Source organism: Embleya sp. NPDC025285, assembly GCF_055558835.1.
The window spans coordinates 30,935-50,684 of record NZ_JBVHLU010000041.1 but is presented as its reverse complement, the minus strand read 5'-3'; the positions used below and the strand labels follow the sequence as shown (position 1 = coordinate 50,684).

The 19,750-nt window shown below is 69.3% G+C and carries 14 protein-coding genes and 1 pseudogene; 10 read left to right on the top strand and 5 right to left on the bottom strand.

Translation table 11 applies throughout. From position 1 onward, the window contains the following. Positions 1-308 precede the first annotated feature (308 nt). From acsA to ACZ4FV_RS26350, 5 genes are read left to right on the top strand one after another with little or no spacing between them, the layout of a single operon-like run. The gene (gene acsA, locus ACZ4FV_RS26370; RefSeq protein ID WP_465323396.1) at positions 309-2,096 is read left to right on the top strand and encodes an acetate--CoA ligase; all 1,788 of its coding nucleotides are present in this window, start codon (positions 309-311) and stop codon (positions 2,094-2,096) included. After that, entirely contained in the window at positions 2,096-3,070 is a 975-nt protein-coding gene (pdhA, locus tag ACZ4FV_RS26365; RefSeq protein ID WP_395873578.1) for a pyruvate dehydrogenase (acetyl-transferring) E1 component subunit alpha, read from the top strand. The genes acsA and pdhA overlap by 1 nt, the downstream gene beginning before the upstream one ends. Next, positions 3,067-4,170 (top strand): alpha-ketoacid dehydrogenase subunit beta, encoded by a 1,104-nt coding sequence (locus ACZ4FV_RS26360; RefSeq protein ID WP_465323395.1) that lies wholly within the window; start codon positions 3,067-3,069, stop codon positions 4,168-4,170. Before pdhA ends, ACZ4FV_RS26360 begins: the two co-directional genes overlap by 4 nt. Beyond that, positions 4,171-5,556 (top strand): dihydrolipoamide acetyltransferase family protein, encoded by a 1,386-nt coding sequence (locus ACZ4FV_RS26355; RefSeq protein WP_395873580.1) that lies wholly within the window; start codon positions 4,171-4,173, stop codon positions 5,554-5,556. Between the two features lie 5 nt (positions 5,557-5,561). Further along, positions 5,562-5,804 (top strand): acyl carrier protein, encoded by a 243-nt coding sequence (locus tag ACZ4FV_RS26350; protein ID WP_395873621.1) that lies wholly within the window; start codon positions 5,562-5,564, stop codon positions 5,802-5,804. A 59-nt stretch (positions 5,805-5,863) separates the two neighbouring features. On the opposite strand, the gene ACZ4FV_RS26345 is transcribed toward ACZ4FV_RS26350, so the two are convergent. The 3 genes from ACZ4FV_RS26345 to ACZ4FV_RS26335 form a co-directional block, all read right to left on the bottom strand. Continuing rightward, a complete protein-coding gene (locus ACZ4FV_RS26345; RefSeq protein ID WP_465323394.1) occupies positions 5,864-7,597 on the bottom strand; it encodes a SulP family inorganic anion transporter in 1,734 nt (577 codons plus the stop codon). Between the two features lie 276 nt (positions 7,598-7,873). Beyond that, positions 7,874-8,173 carry a DUF1876 domain-containing protein gene (locus ACZ4FV_RS26340; protein WP_395873582.1) on the bottom strand — a complete coding sequence of 100 codons (300 nt, stop codon included), beginning with the start codon at positions 8,171-8,173 and terminating at the stop codon, positions 7,874-7,876. A 148-nt stretch (positions 8,174-8,321) separates the two neighbouring features. Next, the gene (locus ACZ4FV_RS26335; protein WP_395873583.1) at positions 8,322-9,035 is read right to left on the bottom strand and encodes a CBS domain-containing protein; all 714 of its coding nucleotides are present in this window, start codon (positions 9,033-9,035) and stop codon (positions 8,322-8,324) included. A gap of 410 nt (positions 9,036-9,445) precedes the next feature. Here ACZ4FV_RS26335 and ACZ4FV_RS26330 point away from each other — a divergent pair, with 410 nt between their 5' ends. The 3 genes from ACZ4FV_RS26330 (at position 9,446) to ACZ4FV_RS26320 (ending at position 14,490) form a co-directional block, all read left to right on the top strand. Continuing rightward, positions 9,446-10,348 carry a universal stress protein gene (locus tag ACZ4FV_RS26330; RefSeq protein ID WP_465323393.1) on the top strand — a complete coding sequence of 301 codons (903 nt, stop codon included), beginning with the start codon at positions 9,446-9,448 and terminating at the stop codon, positions 10,346-10,348. A gap of 177 nt (positions 10,349-10,525) precedes the next feature. Further along, the gene (locus ACZ4FV_RS26325; RefSeq protein WP_465323392.1) at positions 10,526-13,153 is read left to right on the top strand and encodes a cation-translocating P-type ATPase; all 2,628 of its coding nucleotides are present in this window, start codon (positions 10,526-10,528) and stop codon (positions 13,151-13,153) included. 278 nt (positions 13,154-13,431) lie between these two features. Next, on the top strand, positions 13,432-14,490 hold the full coding sequence (locus tag ACZ4FV_RS26320; protein ID WP_465323391.1) for an Acg family FMN-binding oxidoreductase: 1,059 nt from the start codon (positions 13,432-13,434) through the stop codon (positions 14,488-14,490). Positions 14,491-14,720: 230 nt separating this feature from the next. On the opposite strand, the gene ACZ4FV_RS26315 is transcribed toward ACZ4FV_RS26320, so the two are convergent. Next, on the bottom strand, positions 14,721-15,608 hold the full coding sequence (locus tag ACZ4FV_RS26315; protein WP_465323390.1) for a universal stress protein: 888 nt from the start codon (positions 15,606-15,608) through the stop codon (positions 14,721-14,723). A 522-nt stretch (positions 15,609-16,130) separates the two neighbouring features. On the opposite strand from ACZ4FV_RS26315, the pseudogene ACZ4FV_RS26310 reads away from it, so the two are divergent. Together ACZ4FV_RS26310 and adhE are read left to right on the top strand one after the other, a co-directional pair. Continuing rightward, positions 16,131-16,326 (top strand): annotated as a pseudogene (locus ACZ4FV_RS26310) (phosphoketolase family protein); the annotation flags it as partial. Between the two features lie 154 nt (positions 16,327-16,480). Next, entirely contained in the window at positions 16,481-19,141 is a 2,661-nt protein-coding gene (gene adhE, locus ACZ4FV_RS26305; RefSeq protein ID WP_465323389.1) for a bifunctional acetaldehyde-CoA/alcohol dehydrogenase, read from the top strand. Here adhE and ACZ4FV_RS26300 read toward each other — a convergent pair. After that, complete coding sequence (locus ACZ4FV_RS26300) at positions 19,111-19,689, bottom strand: DUF5994 family protein (RefSeq protein ID WP_465323410.1); 579 nt, start codon at positions 19,687-19,689, stop codon at positions 19,111-19,113. The two genes, adhE and ACZ4FV_RS26300, sit on opposite strands and share 31 nt — an antisense overlap. Between the last annotated feature and the right edge of the window lie 61 nt (positions 19,690-19,750).

The following is a 19,750-nucleotide window of genomic DNA, read 5'->3' as shown; positions in this document are numbered from 1 at the left end:
ATGACCGCTTCGCGCACAGGGTCGTTCGGCCCTGTGAACTGCCTACGTCCGCGCGTTCGAACACGAAACCCGTCATCGGGCCCACCTCCGGGAACCGCCGGTGCGCCGCTGCCTATGACTCGCCCGCTGGCGTCGGCCGCCTCCGCGTCGCAGGGTGGAGTAAAGGGCACGACTCTTCGGAAGTGAGCCATGCGTACTGCGCGAGCAGCCCAGCGCTCGGGGACGAAAAGCGATCTGCGCCGGTATCCCGACGGGCGGCGGATCGGTCGCTGCCGACAATTGGTCGGTGCTCCGGTTCGGGCGCGGTCATGACGGCGCCGATCAGCCCGAAGGCCGGCCTCTTCCCGGTCGTGCCGAACATGCCCGACTACTCGGCCGCGGTACGGCGGTTCGACTGGGGGACGGCGCGCGCGGAGTTGGGCGGCCGGCCGTCGGGGGATCTGAACATCGCCTACGAGGCAGTGGATCGACATGTGGCGATGGGAAGGGGAGACCACGAGGCGATCCGTGTCGTCGCGCGCGACGGAAGAGTCCGCACCTGGACGTACGCGAAGCTGTGCGATGCTTCGGCCCGGTTCGCCGATGTGCTGACGAAGCTCGCGGTCGGGCGAGGCGAGAGAGTGTTCACACTCCTCGATCGCTGCCCCGAACTATTCGCGACGGTGCTCGGTGCGCTGCGCAACGGAAGTGTCCTGTGTCCGCTCTTCTCCGCCTTCGGTCCGGACCCGGTGTGCGAACGCCTGCGGCTCGGCGACGCTCGCGTGCTGGTGACGACGACGGCGCTGTACCAGCGCAAGGTCGCCGCTCGGCGCCATGAACTGCCGCGGTTGGAATACGTGCTCATCGTCGGGCCCGACGTCCCGCAGGCACACGGCGTCTTCTCCTACGACCTGCTGACGGGAGCCGCCCACGCAGGTGGCGCAGTAGCTCCGACCGGCCCCGAGGACATGGCCCTGCTCCACTTCACCAGCGGAACCACCGGCACTCCCAAAGGCGCCGTCCATGTCCACGAGGCGGTCGTCGCCCACCACGCGACGGCACTGACGGCGCTGGACCTGCACCCGGGGGACGTGTACTGGTGCACGGCCGACCCGGGGTGGGTGACCGGGATGTCGTACGGCATCATCGCGCCGCTCACCTGCGGAGTGACAGTGGTCGTGGACGAAGGGGATTTCGACGTCCGCCGCTGGTACCGCATCCTCACCGACCACAACGTGACCGTCTGGTACACGGCTCCGACCGCCATTCGGATGCTGATGCGCACGACGCCACGGCAGCGGCCCGGCGATCTCCCCCTGGGGACCGACCTGTCCGCGCTTCGTTTCGTGGCGAGTGTGGGCGAACCGCTCAACCCCGAGGCGGTCCTGTGGGGACGGGACGTGCTCGGGCAACCCATTCACGACACGTGGTGGCAGACCGAGACCGGCTGCATCATGATCGCCAACTTCGCCGCGTGCGACATTCGACCCGGCTCCATGGGCAGGCCCGTGCCCGGAGTGACCGCGGCAGTCCTCAGACGCGGCTCGGACGGCCGCGCCGAGGTCACGGACGGGAAGGTCATCGTGCTCGACCAGCCGGATATCGAAGGAGAGTTGGCGTTGCACGTCGGGTGGCCCTCGATGTTCCGCGGCTACCTGCACGAACCCGACCGGTACGACGGATGCTTCGCCGACGGTTGGTACCTGACCGGCGACTTGGCCCGGCAGGATCCCGACGGCTGGTTCTGGTTCGTCGGTCGGGCCGACGACGTCATCAAATCCGCGGGCCATCTGATCGGGCCGTTCGAAGTGGAGAGCGCGCTGCTGGAGCACCCCGCCGTCGCGGAGAGCGGCGTCGTCGGCCGCCCGGACCCGCTGGCCGGAGCCATCGTCAAAGCGTTCGTATCCCTTCGCCCCGGTTTCGCGCCCACCGACGGGCTGCGACGCGAACTGCTCGCCTTCACACGCGCCCGGCTCGGCCCGGCGGTCGCCCCCCGAGAGATCGAGTTCGACCAGGATCTTCCCAAGACCAACAGCGGCAAGGTCGTCCGGCGGCTGTTGCGGGCCCGCGAACTCGGCCTGCCCGAGGGCGACGTCTCGACCTTGGCGAGGCCGTGATGAACGATCGCGAACACCTTCGGGACCTGCTGTACCGGATGCTGCTCATCCGCCGCTTCGAGGAGCGCTGTGTCGAGCTCTACAGTTCGGCCAGGATCCGCGGCTTCGTGCACCTGTACATCGGTGAGGAAGCCGTCGCGGTGGGGGTGAACGCCGGGTTGGCGCCCGACGACGCGGTCGTGGCGACCTACCGCGAACACGGCCAGGCGTTGGCCAAGGGTGTTCCGGCGCAGGCCGTGATGGCCGAGATGTTCGGCAGGATCACCGGATGCAGCCGTGGCAGAGGCGGCTCGATGCACCTTTTCGATGCCGAGCGGCGGTTCTACGGAGGCAACGCCATCGTCGGTGCGGGCTTGCCTCTGGCGGCCGGCTTGGCTCTGGCCGCCAAGATGCGCGGCGAGGAAGGCATCACCTGCTGTTTCTTCGGGGACGGGGCCTTCGCCGAAGGCGAATTCCACGAGACCGCCAACCTCGCGGCCCTGTGGGGCCTGCCGCTGCTCCTGGTCTGCGAGAACAACCGCTACGCGATGGGCACTGCCCTGGCCCGCGAACACGCCCAGACCGACCTCGCCATGCGCGCCGCCTCCTACGGCATGGCCGCGTGGGCTGTGGACGGCATGGACGTAGTGGCGGTGGAAGCCGCGACGCGACGGGCGGTGGCGTCCATCCGCGGGGGCGCGGGCCCACACTTCCTGGAGGCCCGCACCTACCGGTTTCGGGCGCACTCGATGTACGACCCGGACCGCTACCGCGAGAAGGAAGAGGTCGAGTGGTGGAAGACCCGCGACCCCATTCCCATGCTGGCCGCAGGGTTGCGGCCAGCCGGGGCGCATGAGGACACCGACCTCGACGACCTGGAGGATCGGGTCGCTCAGGAAGTGTCCGACGCGGTGCGAGCCGCCGAGGAAGCACCCGAGGAACCGGTCGACGATCTTCTGCGCTTTGTCACCACCCCGCCGGAGGTGAGGACATGACGGGCCGAAAACCGACGGGTGCCGTACCGAAGCGGGCCGGAAAGCACTCGAAGGGGGCGACCGGGAACAAGCGCGAGGTCAAGGCCGCGCCCGCGTCGCGGGAGAACGGATCCGAGCCCGACGAGGAGGCCAGGACCACGTACCGCGAGGCGATGCGCGAGGCCATGCGTGAAGCCATGCGCAGCGACGACCGGGTATTCCTGATGGGTGAGGACGTGGCCGCGTATGGCGGCTGTTTCGGCGTGAGCCTGGGCTTGCTGGAGGAGTTCGGTCCCGACCGCGTCCGCGACACGCCACTGTCCGAGTCGGCGTTCGTGGGAGCGGGCATCGGCGCGGCCATCGCCGGGATGCGGCCGATCGTCGAGATCATGACCGTGAATTTCAGTCTGCTGGCGATGGACCAGATCCTCAATACGGCCGCCGCGATCCAGCACATGTCCGGCGGGCAGATCCGGGTACCGCTGGTCATCCGCACCACAACCGGTGCCGGACGCCAACTCGGTGCGCAGCACTCGCACAGCCTGGAGGTGTGGTACGCGCACATCCCGGGGCTGCGCGCGATCGCGCCCGCGACCGTGGAGGACGCACGTCACATGTTGGCCGCCGCGCTGGCCTGCCAAGACCCGGTGGTCGTCTTCGAGCACACCGGTCTGTACAACCTCGCGGACGCCCTCGATCCCGATCGGACTGCCGTTGACATCGATTCCGCACGGCTGCGCCGATCCGGTACCGACGTCTCGCTCATCACCTACGGGGGCTGTCTGCCCCGGACCATGGCGGCCGCGCAGACATTGGCCGCGGAGGGCATCAGCGCCGACGTACTCGACCTGCGCACCCTGCGTCCGCTCGACACTACGGAGATCCTGGCCACAGTCGCCCGCACGCACCGTGCGGTCGTGGTCGAGGAGTGCTGGCGCAGCGGCGGGCTCGCCGCCGAAGTGGCGGCGCGGATCGCCGAGTCTGCGTTCTACGAACTCGACGCCCCGATCGAACGCGTCTGCACGGCGGAGGTTCCCATTCCGTACGCCCACCAGCTCGAACAGGCCGCGATCCCCCAGGTGGAGGACGTCGTCGCGGCCGTGCACCGGGCGGTGAGCTGAATGCCGGAGTTCACGATGCCGTCCCTGGGCGCGGACATGGACGAGGGCACGCTCACGGAGTGGCTGGTCCACGAAGGCGATCGGGTGGCCCGCGGCGACGTCGTCGCGGTCGTCGAAACCGCGAAGTCCGCCATCGAGGTCGAGTGCTTCGACGCGGGAACCATCACGCGCCTGCTCGTGGAGCCGGGTCGAACCGTGCCGGTCGGAACTCCACTGGCTGTGATCGAGACGTCCGGGGAACCGTCTCCTGAGCCGAGCACCCCGGCCGTGGCGTCCCTGCCGGCCGGCGAGCCGTCGAAGCCCGGCGGGTCGCCGCCCCCCGAACACGATCGGCGCACGGCAGCCGAAGCGGAGTCACCCCTCTCTCGTGGCACCTCACCGATCGGTACGTCACCGCTCGTACGGCACATGGCCGACGAACTCGGGGTACCCCTGGCCGCGCTGCACGGTTCCGGTCCGGGTGGGCGGGTGACCCGTGCGGACGTCCGGGAGGCTGCCGACTACGCGCGAGAGGGCACTGCCGCGCACGAACGTCCGGCGGCGTCGCCGTTGGCACGCAGGCTTGCACGGGAACTGGAAGTGGATCTGCGCGCCGTCAACGGCAGTGGCAGGCATGGCACGATCAAGGCGGACGATGTACGCGCGGCGGCACGGGAGAAGGACTCTCCCGTGAGCGTGGGGCGTGCGACGGCCGCGGCGCCCGCCACGCCCGTACGTGGCCGGCCGGGGACCATGCGGACGGCGATCGCCGCGCTCATGAGCCGCGCCAAACGAGAGATCCCGCACTACTACCTGTCCACGACCATCGACCTGGCCGGGGCCGTCGATTGGGTGCGCGCCTACAACCGCGGCCGACCGGTGGCCGAGCATGTGGTGCCGGCCGCGCTGCTGCTCAAGGCAACTGCTGTCGCGGCAGGTCGCGTGCCGGAACTCAACGGGTTCTGGATCGACGACAGGTTCGTGCCCGGCCCGACGGTACGGTTGGGAGTAGCGATTTCCCTGCGCGGTGGGGGCCTGGTCGCCCCGGCCTTGGAGGAGGCCGACCGGATGCCGCTTCCCGAACTGATGGCCGCACTGCGCGAGGTCGTCGAGCGCGCTCGCGCCGGGCGCCTGCGCAGCACGCAGAGTGCCGATCCCACGATCACGGTCACCAATCTCGGCGAGCAGGGCGCGGAGGCCGTTTTCGGGGTCATCTACCCACCTCAGGTCGCACTCGTCGGTTTCGGCAGGGTCACCGAACGACCCGTCGCGGTCGATGGTCTCCTCGGTGTGCACCCGACCGTGACCGCGTCGCTCTCCGCGGACCATCGGGCGACGGACGGGGCGACCGGCTCCCGATTCCTGACCGCGGTCGACCGCTTGTTGAAGCACCCGGAGGCGTTGTGAACCGAATGGAAGCGCTGGCACTCGTTCGGGAGTCGGCCCAGGCGGCGGTCCCGGGAGCGGACGTGTCCGCATTGACACCCGACAGGTCGTTGCGCGAGCAACTCGACATGGACTCGCTCGACTTCCTGGGCTTCCTGGAGGCGCTGAGCGAACGGGCAGGCGGGCGCTTCGACGAAATCGATTACGCCGACGCCGAGACACCGGAGGACTTCGCCGACTTGGTGATCGCACTCACCGACCATGTCTGATTCCTCCGGAAACGGAACTCTCCTGTCGCACGTGGATTCCCCTTTCGAAGCCTCGAGGCCTACCCTTGCCGCCCGCCGTCGTGCTCGCGGCACCATTGGTCATAGGCGTCGACGGCGGTGGGCAGTGTGGGGAACAAACGATCCGCACCGATCGATGCGGTGAGGCCGTAGGCGTCCAACTGCGTGCGCAGGTCCTGTTTCACCCGTGCCAGGGCAACGATCACACCGCGTTTGTCCAGTTCCTCCCGCACGGACTCGAGGGAGTCCAGGGCGGTGATGTCGACCTCGACGATCGCCTCGGTGTTCAGCACGAACCACGACACCGGGTGTGTCTCCTCGGCCACCGCGGCCAGCGCGCGGCGCCGAAAGTCCTCCGCGTTCGCGAAGAACAGCGGCGAGTCGTATCGATATACCACCAGACCGGGGATGGTTCGGGCTCCGGGATAGTCGTCGACGTCGTGCATGCCCGCCATGCCCGGCACGATTCCCTGGACGGCGTCGTGCGGTCGTGCCACGCGGCTCAGCAACTCGGCAACGGACAGGCCGACGGCCACCAGGACGCCGTAGAGAATGCCCAGCGCCAAGACGCCCACCAGACAGGCCGACGCCAGGAGGAACTCGCGCCGTCGGAAGGACATCAGGCGCCGGAATCCCGCCACGTCGATCATCCGGACAGCGGCGAAGACGACCAGTGCACCGAGAGCCGCTGTCGGCATGTTCGTCAGGAGGGGCCCGAGAAAGAGCAGCACGGCGACGACCACCGCCCCGGCGGTGAGCGCGTACAGCTGCGTCCGGGCACCGGCCGACTTGGCCAGCGCGGTGCGGCTGGCGCTACTGCTCACCGGAAAACCTTGGAACACACCGGAACCGAGGTTGGCCGCGCCCATGGCGAGCAGCTCCTGATTCGGATCCAGGCGGGGTTTGCCACCGGTTGAGGCGAACGCGCGCGCGGTGAGCATCACGTCGGTGTACCCGACGAGCAGGATGCCGGCCGCAGGCGCCAGCAAGTCACGTGTCTGGCCGAAGCCGGGTGTGAAGACGTCGGGTAACCCGGTCGGTACATCGCCGACGACGTCGATCCCGTGATCCGTCAGGCGAAAGGCGACAACCAGCGCGGTGCCCAGCGCAACAGCAGGCAACGGGGCCGGGAATCGGGGGGCAAAGTGCGCCACGCCGAAGAGGAAGGCCAGCGTTGCCGCGCTCATGCCGACCGTCTCCCAGTGCACAACGGACAAGTTCGTCACGAACGAACGCCACTTGGGACCGACCCCGTCGCCCTCCACGGGGACACCGGTGAGTACAGGCAACTGATCCACCATCATGATCACTGCCAGTCCCGTCAGGTATCCGATCAGCACCGGACGCGAAAGCAGGTCGGCGACGAAGCCGAACCGCACCAGCCACGCCACGAGGGCAAGGATCCCGACCAGAATGGCGAGGGTGGCGGAAAGGACCGCGTAGCGCCCGGCGTCGCTTGCGGCCAGGGGACCCACCACCGTCGCGGTCATCAGTGCGGTGGTCGACTCCGGACCGACCGACAGCAAGGGCGACGACCCGAGGAGGGCGTACATCACAATCGCGGGCAGAATGGCCCAGAGGCCTGCGACGGGCGGGAGGCCCGCGACGGTGGCATAGGCCATGACTTGCGGCACGAGATAGGCCGCGACCGTCACACCGGCCAACAAGTCGTCACGCAGGTATTTCGGCTCGTACCCTCGCAGCGCCACCGCTCCGGGCGCCGCCCTTGCCAGGCGTCGACCGATCGCCCCGAGAATGGCGGCAGGCTGCGGCATGGGCCTCCTTCGTGAGGAGGGCTTCATGATGCCGAGCACGGTGTGCACAACTGTGTGACGCACACACGTACCGTAAGCCGGTCACCCGCGCTACCACTCGTGAAGAAATCACCTACGGTGTCGGCTCTCCGGTGCATCCACGCCACCGGCTCCCTCGTCGTCGGATTCTCGGTCGTAGCGTCCTCCCTGTCGTGACGACGTTCCCCGGAGGATACCGACGCCGACATCGCCTGCCCGGATGCCACGCCCGTCGGCGGTGTCGTCACGGGAGGGTGCTCAATCGTGCACGGCCGCAGGCGACCCGGTGACCGCCTCGATGTCGCGGGCGGCCAGGTCGAGCAGGCGGTGTGCCAAATCGGACAGTGCCCGGGCGGCGGCCAGGTGGTCGCCGATCTCCGGCACATCCCGGTCCTTGGGGTTCTTGCGGGCGTGTCCCCAACCGCGAACCGATGTGTCGTCCCGCGTGTGCAACCGTGCCTCGGCGAACGTACGTACCGATTCGCCGCCTTCGAAGTCGTCCGGGCCACTCTTTTCGCTCAGGTGGATGTCGACGGTCCAGTGCTTTGCGGCAACCATCGGGCTCACCTCCGGTTCGACGGCTTCCATCTGCCACACCCAGTCTGCGCCGCGCACACACATGGAACAGGGCCGAATGGCCCCCGACATCACGGGCTCCGACGTGTCCGACGGCCTCCTGCGACCGGGCCTGTCCCGACACGGTCGGTCAGGCCCGGTGGGGTTCGGGGCCGTTGAGCGGAGGCACCATGGGAGGACGTATGAGCATGTCGTCCCGGGCGTAGGTGAGGTGTTCGCGAACATCCACGACACCCTCGACGCCTCGGCACAGGCGGACCAGGATGGCGATGAGCGACTTGCGTTCCAGTTGGCCGGATAGGTCGACGATCCCGTCGGTCACGCCGACGCCGACGGTGTTCGGATCCACGCACATCGTGTCCCGGACCACGCCGTCGCGGATCTCGTCATGGATGCGTGTGTCGGCGCGCAGGAATATCCGCAACAGGTCGCTGCGGCCGACGATGCCGCGCAGTCGGCCCGACCCGTCCACCACCGGCAGGTGCGTGACGTGGTGGCGTTCCATCAGCCGGGCGGCATCCGAAAGGGACGCGTCCGGTTCCACGACGACGGCGGGAGAGGTCATCAGCGACCCCGCGGTCGCCGCCCGGGCCTTGTTTCGCGCCACCCGCTCGGTACGGCGGACGATCACCCGGAAGGGAAAGTGCGGGGCGCTCTCCCGATCGGCCTCCTTGTGCAACAGATCTGACTCCGAGACGACGCCGACGACCTCGTCTCCCTCCAGGACGGGGACTGCGGCGATCCGGTGTTCACGCAGGACTCGGACGATCTCCTTGAACGGGGTGTCGGAGTGGACGGTGACCACATCGGCGGTCATCTGGGATTCGACGCGGTGGTGGAACATGAACGTGTCCTTTTCGATGCGCCGGATGGGAGCCGGGGCCTCACCGACGGGTGCTCTCATCGGGCGAAGCGACCTCATGGCGGTTCCGAAGCAGGTTTCACGACCTCCCGGGTCGGAAACGAGAAGACTTCTCCACCCTCTCGCCGGCAATCGATCCTCGCCACTTGCCCGCAGTCGTCCGCCCGTGGCGGGCCGAGCGGCCGTGAAGCGCTCGGTTCGCAGGGGTCGGGTGCTATGTGTCGTCTCGTGCCGGCGGTCGCGGTCGTCGCGGTGTGGCGCCCCGGGTCGTTCGGCGAAGGGTCCTTTGCCGAACCGACCGGGCCGAACGGCCCTGCTCGACGCCGGGCGGCGCGAGCAGAGTCGGTCCAAAGAGCCGGCGCCGAGCCGGCTCGCCCGGAAGGGAGTGCGTGGTGACCACCTTCGAAGAATCGGCGCCCGTGATCGTCGGGGTCGAGAACACCGACGCCGCCCGAATCGCGGTCCTGTGGGCAGCCGGCGAGGCCGAACGCCGCGGACTTCGGCTACGCCTGGTGCACGCTTTGGACTGGCCCCCCGGCGCCGAGCACGACCCGGACATGAGTAAGCCGTGGGAGACCTGGAGTGGGATCTTTCGACGTTCCGGGCAGCAAACGCTGGAAGAGGCGCGCAGATTCGCGCTGAGCGCCCATCCGGGACTCGACATCACCGAACTGCTGGTCGACGGAGAACCCGGCGCCGTCATGCGGAAGCAGGCTGCGAGCGCCGCCATGGTCGTCCTGGGATCGCGCCGGTTGTCGTCGATCAAGGAGTTGCTGACCACCGGAAGCATCGCCGTTCCTGTGGTCGCGCACGCGACCTGCCCGGTCGTGATCGTCCGCGATCCGGAACACGTCGAAGACGATCCCTGGACGGTCGTCGTGGGAGTCGACGGATCACGCGTGTCCGAAAGGGCCGTCGCCTTCGCGTTCGAGGAGGCCTCGCTGCGCGGCGCGACCGTACTGGCCGTCCAGGTTCGTCCATTCTTCGCAAGCCCCGTGGTGGGCGCCGTGACAAACGCGGAGGAGGTCGAAGAGGGCCGGATCCGTCTTGCGGAAACGCTCGCCGGTTGGTCTGAGAAGTACCCCGAAGTGCCAGTACGACGCGAGGTCGTCCTCGGCCACCCCGTGCACACCCTGGTCCAGGCGTCCGAGCACGCCCTGTGCGTGGTGGTCGGCACCCGCGGACTGGGCGGCTTCAAGGGCATGTTGCTCGGCTCGGTCGGCCACGGGCTGGTGCACCACGCCCGTTGTCCCGTCGTCGTCGTGCCGCGCGAGAGTGACGACGAGGCAAACTGACGTTCACGCAAGAGTGTCCGACCGCGTGGTACAGGAACCCGGGTCGACCCTTTTCGCGCACACCATGATCCGCCCGGCCGCGCCACACCGTCGCTCCGGGGAGCGGCCAGGCTGTCGTCCAGCACTCCTGCGCGTCCTCGGACCGCAGGCGATCCGACTGATTGGTGACGAATTACCGTGTCAGACACGCCCCGGGTGCCTCCGGCGTCCTCGGCTCCACTCGCGGAACGACCCGTTGTCGTGTATGGGTTGACCCGGGAGCAGGTGACCGAGAGGTTTGCCGAATACGGCCCGAACATCGTGCCACCGGCACGGCGGACACCGGTGTGGATTCGCGTGGTGACCCAACTGCGCGACCCGTTGATTCTGGTGCTTCTGGCCGCCGCCCTATTGACCACGCTGACCGGGGATCTCGCGGACACGGCGGTCATCCTCTTCGTGGTCACCGTCAACACCCTGGTCGGCGTCGTCCAGGAGATCCGCGCCGACCGGGCCGTCACCGCCCTGTCGGACCTGTCCGTACCGGCCGTGCGAGTGTTGCGCGAGGGGTCGGAGAGCGAGGTGGCCTCGGCGAATCTGGTGCCCGGTGACATCGTCCTGCTGGACGAGGGGGACATCGTTCCCGCCGACGCCGTCCTGTACGAGGCATCCGGCCTTCTCGTCGACGAGGCATCCCTGACGGGCGAATCGGTACCGGTGGACAAGACCGCTCTCGATCCGACGGGTGAGACAACCGCCGACAATCTGCTTCAGGGTGGGACAGTGGTCATGCGTGGCCGCGCTCTCGCCGAGGTCACGGCCACCGGCGCGGCCGGCGCCCTGGGGCGGATCGCAGCGCTGATGCAGGACCGCCCCGGCCCGACCCCGCTGCAGCACAGACTCGCTCATCTGGGACGTGTGCTCGCCGCGGTGGTCGTCGGCCTGTGTCTGGTGGTGTTCGCCCTGGGTCTGCTGCGCGGTGAACCGACCGAGTCGATGGCCGTCACCGCGATCAGCCTCGCGGTCGCCGCTGTCCCGGAATCGCTGCCCGCGGTGGTCACCCTCGGCTTGGCCCTGGGCGCGCGGCGGATGGCGGCGCGGCATGCCATCGTCCGCAACCTGCCCGCCGTCGAGACGCTCGGCTCGGTCACGATGTTCGCCACGGACAAGACCGGCACCCTGACCGAGGGCCGCATGGTCGCCGAACGACTGTGGACCCCCGAGGGCACGGCCACGCTCACCGGCACGGGCTACACGCCCGAGGGCGAAGTACTGGTCGACGGACAACCGGTGGACGGGCACTGCGCCACATGGGTGAACGAACTGCTCACCGCGGCCTCGCTGTGCAACGACGCCACTCTGGTACCGCCGGGCCCCGACCCTGGGTGGTCGGCTCTGGGAGACCCCACGGAGGCGGCCCTGCTGGCCGCTGCCGGCAAGGTCGGGATCGCCGGCACCACACTGCGCGAGGAGCATCCCCGGGTGGCCGAGGCCCCCTTCGACAGCGACCGCAAACGCATGACCACGGTGCACCGCGATCGCGACGGCCGGTTGCGGGCCGTACTCAAGGGAGCCCCCGAGGTCGTCCTGCGTTCGCGTTTCCTTGCCTCCGACGCCGACTTCCTGCACCTGGTGCGCTACGAGGCCGATCTTCTGGCCGCGGACGGCTACCGAGTCCTGGCCGTCGCCACACGGCGTCTGGATGCCCTGCCCCACCCTGTCGAGGACGCGGAGCAGGACATGTCCCTGCTCGGCCTGATCGGCATCAGCGATCCGCCTCGGGAGTCCGCTCGTGGCACCATCGCCGCATGCCACGAGGCCGGCATCACTACCGTGATGATCACCGGCGACCACCCGTCAACCGCACGAAGCGTTGCCACGCGCCTGGGCATCCTGCGCGACGGGGACAGTACGGTCCTGACCGGCGCCGACCTGCGCGCGGATCCCGAGCGGGATCCGACCGCCGTGCGAGTGTTCGCGAGAACCACTCCCGAGCAGAAACCGGCGATCATCCAGGCGTGGCGTGCCCGAGGCCACATCACGGCGATGACCGGCGACGGCGTCAACGACGGACCTGCCCTGCGCCGTGCCGACATCGGGGTGGCGATGGGGGGCCGGGGCACGGAGGTGGCTCGCCAGGCAGCCGACCTGGTGCTGGCCGACGACGAGATCGCGACCGTCGTCGCCGCGGTGGAGGAAGGCAGGCGCGTCTACGACAACATCCGCCGCTTTCTCGTCTACGGACTCTCCGGTGGCGCCGCCGAGATCGCCGTGATGATGCTCGGTCCCCTTCTGGGCCTGCCCGTGCCGCTGGTCGCCGCGCAGATTCTGTGGATCAACCTGCTCACCCATGGACTCACCGGGGTCGCTCTGGGGGCCGAGCCCGCAGCATCGGGCACTATGCGGCGCGCGCCCCGCCCAGCCGAGCAGAGCATCCTCGGTGACGGCCTGTGGCAGCGGGTCGCGCGGCTGGGCCTGTGCGTGACTGCCGTCAGCCTTGCCGCCGGGGCGTGGAGCGACCACGCCGGACATGCGTGGCAGAGCGTGCTCTTCCTGACCCTGCTCGGTGCCCAACTCGGCGTCGTCACAGGCCTGAGGACCCGATTGCTCACCCGTGCCAACCCGTTTCTGCCGATCACCGTCCTCGCGTCCGCCGCCTTGGGTCTGGCCGGCGTGTACGTACCGACGCTCCGGGACCTCCTCGGAACCCACGCCTTGCCTGTGGGGGACCTCCTGATCCCCCTTGCCGGCGCAGTCCTCGGATTCGCGGCTGCCCGCGCCGACCGGTGGTTCGCGGCACGTGACCGACCGATCGGCGACCGGTGAAGCCGGATGTGGGACTGGGACCCACGGCCCTGGTCCTCCCGGGGCATCCGGCCCTGCGGTTCCGACGTCGGAAGCCCGAGACTGGTCACATCCGGCGTCGTCCCGAGCGGGTCACGTGTTCGACGACAGGAGGCCCCGGATGAGCGATCGCGCGTCCACGCGTGACGGGCCGCCGCGGTCTGCGCCCCTGAAGGCGGAGCCCGACGGGTACAACCAGGACGCGCCGGATCCGCTTTTCCGCATTCGGACGCCTTGATGGGCCGTAGGGAGAAATCGCCATGACCAACGCATCCCTGAACCCCGCCGACCTGCGGTATCTGGCCGCCGCGGCCGGTGCGGCACCCTCGCTTCACAACAGCCAACCGTGGTTCTTCCGACCCACGATCGACGGCTGCGGAATCGCGGTGTACGCGGACGGCACGCGAGCGATCCCGCTCACCGACCCCAATGGCAGAGCCATGCACATCTCCATCGGCGCGGCTGTGTTCAACCTGCGCGTCGCCGCTGCTCAACTGGGTCGGGAACCGCTGGTGACGCTCCTCCCCCACGATGATGCCGATCCGTCACCGACTGCCGTGCTCGACCTGGGTCGATTCGCCCGCACCCCGCTTCCCTACGGCCCGGACCTGTACTCGGCGATCGCCCGACGTCACTCCAGTCGCCTACCGTTCGCCAACCGTGACGTCCCGGAGCGGGTTCTCGGTGAACTCATCGCCGCCGCCGACGCGGAGGACGTGGTCCTGGCCGTTTTGGAGGAGGCCGACGCGCGCCGCGTCCTGAATCTGACGGCCGAAGCCGAACGCCGAACGGCCGCGGATCTCGCCCGGCAGGCGGAGACGCGCGCGTGGCTGCGCTTGGAGGAGCCTGCGGCCGACGGCATCCCCCAGGAGGCCCTGGGCCCCCAGGACCACGACGCCCGGGTACCGGTCCGCGCCTTCACCGGGCACCCGCCCTCGTCTCCCACCACGACGCAGCGCTTCGAGGCGCTACCTCAGGTGGCGACCCTGACCACCCATTTCGATCGTCCGCAGGACTGGCTGCGCGCGGGCCAGGCCATGGAGCGGGCATGGCTGGTGGCAACGGTCCACGGACTGCGTGTATCGGTCCTCCACCAGGCCGTCGAATGGCCCGACACTCGCGCGAACGTTCGCGATCCGCAGACCGGTCCCGGCTACGTCCAGATGGTGTTGCGGATGGGGTACGGGCCGCCCGGAACCCCCACCCCCCGCCGCCCCGTTTCGGAGACACTCGGGACGGCCGAAGCCGGTGACGACGCAACGACTGTGAACGGAACCGGCAGGGATACGGCACCACCCCTCGGGTCGAACCGGCGATAGGGCCTGGCCCGGTAGCGAAGGGCGGAGGACCGGACGCCTACCCACGCCGGGGAACCGGGCGCGCACAGGGTGCGGCACCCGGCCATCGGCCCCGGGACATGGGCCGCACGGCTTTCCCGGCGCCGGGCCGACGGCCGTTCGTGCCAACCGCGTTCGTGCCAACCGCCCTGCCGTTCCGCTTCACACGGCTCTCTCAAGACACGTCCCCAGGGCTCACCGGAGACTTCTTCTCACCCTCGACTCTCGTGCACGCGGGGGACGACCGCGACGGGACAGCGGGCCTGCCGCAGTACCGCGTGTGTCGTCGGCCCGAGTCGCATCCGCACGGCACGGCGACCCCGACGGGCCGAGACGACCAGCAGTCCGGCGCAGGCGGCGGCACGCACGAGCGCGTACGGCGTCGTTCCGCCCCGAACCACCGATTCGATCACCACGTCGCGCGCCCGCGCGCGCACCGGCCGAAGGATGTCTTCGAGCATGTGCCGCTGTTCGTCGGCCGACTTCTCCGCACCACCGACCCCGCGCATCGCCCCGGCCAGGGCGGATCCGATGAACGGTGCGCTCCACACGCTCACGGCCAAGACGTCCCCACCGGTGCGGCGAGCCTGTTCGACGGCGTATTCGATCGCGGCGGTATCGCCGTCGCCGGCGACGCCGACCGCAACGTCCTTGTGAACCTCCGCCGTCTCGTGCGCGGGAACGACGACGACCGGGCACGGTGCGTGCGCACACACCCTCAGCGAGACCGACCCCAGGATCGGGCCGACGAAACCCCCGTGGCCACGGCTGCCGACCACGATCAGGTCGGCATGGTCGCGCGCCTCCGACAGGAGCACATCCGCCGGCGAACCCTCTCCGAGTGCGGTGTCGACCGTCAGGTACGGATAGGTGTCCCGCAATCGCGCTGCGGCCAGGTTCGACGCCGAACGCGCGGTCCCGGGCCGGGCGACGGCCGATCGCGCGTATCCCAGGCCCACGGGGGGCACGACCGACACGATGTGCAGCGGTGTCTTGACGTCGGCGGCGTTGCGGGCGGCCCAGTCGAGCGCACGCTCACTGCCGGGCGAAGTGTCGTAGCCGATCAGAACGCCGAGGTTCGGGTTGGTCCTGGTGACCATGGTGCCGCTCCGGAAGTCTCATGGGTTGACGCAGTCGTCGTCACGGGCTCCATCGAACCCGGCCCCTCTCCCAGCCTGCGCGCTCTCCGTCCACTTCGACCCGGGCCGAACGGCCCTGTCGGGCAAGCCGAGAGACCCACCCCGGCCGAACCACTCCGCACCCGTGCGGCAGTCTCGCGGGTGCCCTCGACCCGACCGCCGCACGAAGCGAAACAGGACTCGACGTCCATCCGTGCGTGGCTCCAACGACGGAGCCGTCCGGTGCGTCGCCCGGTCGGTTCGCCTCGGACTGCCGGCGTACAGGGCCCATTCACATCCCCCGCAAAGCAGGGAATTCAGCCTCTGGGTCACCGACGGCAGCTCGCGACGGCCCACTGTCATAGGGCCGTTCGGCCCTTCACGCCGCGCGTGGTCGGCGCGAGCGTGGGAGCGAGCGAAGTTCGGACGACGCACGAGAGGAAGACCGATGACGATGGCGATTCCCGGCAGTCCGGACCTGACCACGGTCGACGCAACTGCACCAACGACATGGACCGCCACCAACGCGTGATCGACGTGATCGACCGCGTCCCCGGCCTGGGTTCGCACGCCGCGACGGTACGTCAGGCCATGGCCGACGCACGCGCCCGACACCACGCACTGGATCCTCGAAAACGGCGAGGACACGCCCGAAGTCCGCGACTGGACCTGGCCGAACGACCCGCCTGGTCGCCGCTGACCCACGCCGGGGCCCGACCTGGAGTCCGCGCCACCCGCATCGGGACGCGTCGCCGAATCCCTCCCGGGTCCCGGCACGGCCTCCCGCCCGACACCCGGCCGCCGGATGCTCCCCGGCTCCGTCGATCGCCCACCACCACACAGGAGAACCAGCCATGAGCAGCCGCTCCGAGACCGTCTTACTCGTCCCGACCGCGGACACGGGTCCCTCCGACATCGACACGGCGGTGGACACCCTCGTCGCCGATGCCGCCAACGCACTCGCCACCTACGACGCGTTCACCCAGGAGCAGGTCGACCACATCGTCAAGAAGGCGTCCGTCGCCGCCTTGGACCAGCACACCCGACTGGCCCGCGAAGCGGTCGACGAGACCGGCCGAGGCGTCTTCGAGGACAAGGCGGCGAAGAACATGTTCGCCTGCGAATACACCACCGACAGCATGCGGAGTCTCAAGACGGTCGGCATCGTGGCTCGCGACGAGATCACCGGCATGACCGAGGTCGCCGAGCCGGTCGGCGTCGTGTGCGCGGTCACGCCGGTCACCAATCCCACCGCAACGGTCGTCTTCAAGGCGTTGATCGCCCTCAAGAGCCGCAACCCGGTCGTCTTCGCCTTCCACCCCTCGGCCCAGCGGTGCAGCGCCTCGGCGGCACGGGTGGTGCGCGACGCGGCCATCGCCGCCGGCGCGCCCGAGCACTGCGTGCAGTGGATCGAGAGCCCCTCGATCGAGGCGACCACCGCGCTCATGCGTCACCCCGGCGTCGCACTGATCCTGGCAACCGGCGGCGAAGGCATGGTCAAGGCGGCGTACTCGGCGGGCAAACCGGCCCTGGGCGTGGGTGCGGGCAACGTACCCGCCTACGTCGACCGCGACGTGGACCTGCGCCGGGCGGTCAACGACGTCGTGCTGTCCAAGTCGTTCGACAACGGCATGATCTGCGCCTCCGAACAGGCCGTCATCCTGCACGCCGACATCCACGATGCCGCCTTGTCCGAATTCGCCTCCCTGGGCGCCCATTTGGCCACCGAGGACGAGAAGCACAAGCTGGAGACCTACCTCTTCGGCGCCGGTGCGGGGCCCGGTCGCGAACCACGCGTCAATCCCGAGGCCGTGGGCCGGAGCCCGATGTGGATCGCCGCCCAGGCGGGGTTCACGGTGTCCGCGGACACCACCGTAATCCTGGCCCACGCCGACCGAGTGGGCCCGCAAGAGCCCCTCACCCGCGAGAAGTTGTGCCCCGTCCTGGCCGTTCTGCGCGCGGACTCGCGCGAGCAGGGGTTCGCGCTCGCCGCCGACATGGTCGCCTTCCACGGCATGGGCCACAGCGCCGTCATCCACACGAGCGATCCCGCCGTGGCCGAGGACTACGGGCGGCACATGAAAACGGCCCGCATCATCGTCAACGCGCCCTCGTCCCAGGGAGCCATCGGCGGTATCTACACGGGCCTGTTGCCCTCGCTGACCTTGGGCTGTGGATCCTGGGGCGGCACTTCGACGTCCAACAACGTCTCGGCGGTCAACCTGTTGAACGTCAAACGGGTGAGCACCCGCCGCAACAACATGCAGTGGTTCAAGATCCCGCCCAAGATCTACTTCGAACCGCACGCGATCCGCTACCTGGCCGAGATGCCGCACGTGCATCGGGTGACCATCGTCACCGACGCGACCATGACCCGCCTGGGCTACGTCGACCGCATCCGCCGGGTGCTGCACTCCCGCGAACTCCCGGTCACGATACAGATCATCGACGACGTGCTGCCCGAGCCGAGCATCGAATCGGTACGGCGCGGCGCGGACCTCATGCGGACCTTTCGCCCGGATACCATCGTCGCCCTGGGCGGCGGCTCGCCCATGGACGCCGCCAAGGTCATGTGGCTGCTGTACGAACAGCCCGACGTCGACTTCTCCGACATGCGGCAGAAGTTCCTCGACATCCGCAAGCGCGCCTTCCGCTTCCCCGTGCTGGGCGAACAGGCCCGACTGGTGTGCGTACCGACCACGTCCGGCACCGGCGCCGAGGTCACCCCGTTCGCCGTGATCACCGACTCCGCGACCGGCAAGAAGTACCCGCTGGCCGACTACGCCCTCACCCCGAGCGTGGCCATCGTCGACCCGCTGCTGGCCGCGGAACTGCCGCCCGCCCTGGCCGCGGACAGCGGCATGGACACCCTCACCCACGCGATCGAGGCGTACGTCTCGGTCTACGCCAACGACTTCACCGACGGCCTCGCCCTGCACGCCATCCGGCTGGTCTTCGACAATCTCGAAGCCGCCGTCACCGACCGGCAAGCCAGTCCCGAAGCGCGCGAGAAGATGCACAACGCGGGCACCATCGCGGGGATGGCCTTCGGCAACGCCTTCCTCGGCATCGTGCACGCCATGTCCCACACCCTGGGCGCCACCTTCCACATCGCCCACGGGCGCACGAACGCCGTCCTGCTGCCCCGGGTGATCCGCTACAACGGCAGTGCGCCCGGCAAACTCGCCGGCTGGCCCAAGTACGAGCACTACCAAGCGCCCGAGCGCTTCCAGGACATCGCCCGCACGCTCGGCCTCCCCGCCGACACCCCTGCCGAAGGAGTCCGCTCCCTGGCCACCGCGGTCGAGCGGCTCAGGGATCGAGTCGGCATCGAACCGTCCTTCCGGGCCCTGGGCGTCGACGAGCGGGCATTCCTGGACGCGTTGCCCGAGCAGGCGCTCAACGCCTACGAGGACCAATGCGCCCCGGCGAACCCGCGGATGGCCATGCTCGAGGACATGACCGCCATCATGCGCGACGCCTACTACGGCCCCGCCGCCGTCTCGACACTGTGAGCGACCAGTGGCGACCTGCTCGCACGGGTCACGGACCGTAGCGCAGCCGCGGGCCGGGGACGCGATCGGCGTCCGCCCTCACCCGATCCGAGGGCCGCCGGGATCCGTACCATCGCCGTCCCGCTCACCCTCGCCAGAGCCGCGCCCAAGAGCTCGCTGGGCGAACGGGACCTGTCGGGCCACTCGCTCGGGTCCATGAGTAGGGCCGCGACCCGGGGTGATACCTGCGGCGGCACCACGAGAAGTTCCCTGAAGGGGGCGATCAGCGAGAAGAGTTCGATCCGGTGCGGGTCCTGTCCGGCCACGAATCCGCCCCACCGCACCACGCGGCCCAGCCCGGCGATCCGCAAAGGTCGGGGCGTGCCGGACCACAGGCTCCGATCGAGCGTCGCGCGCGAATACGAACCCACACGTTCCATCCCCGTGAACAACGCGGCGAGCTCCTCGATCGTCGCCCTCGACCGAGGCCACCACACGCCGTCCACCTCGTGACTATTGCCGCCCGCGTGGGGGCAGAGGCACAAACGTGCGGGAGTCGTATCGCTCACTGCCACGGTCAACACGGAAGACCTACCTGCCCGACCGGCACGGCCGCCCTCCGGGGCGACA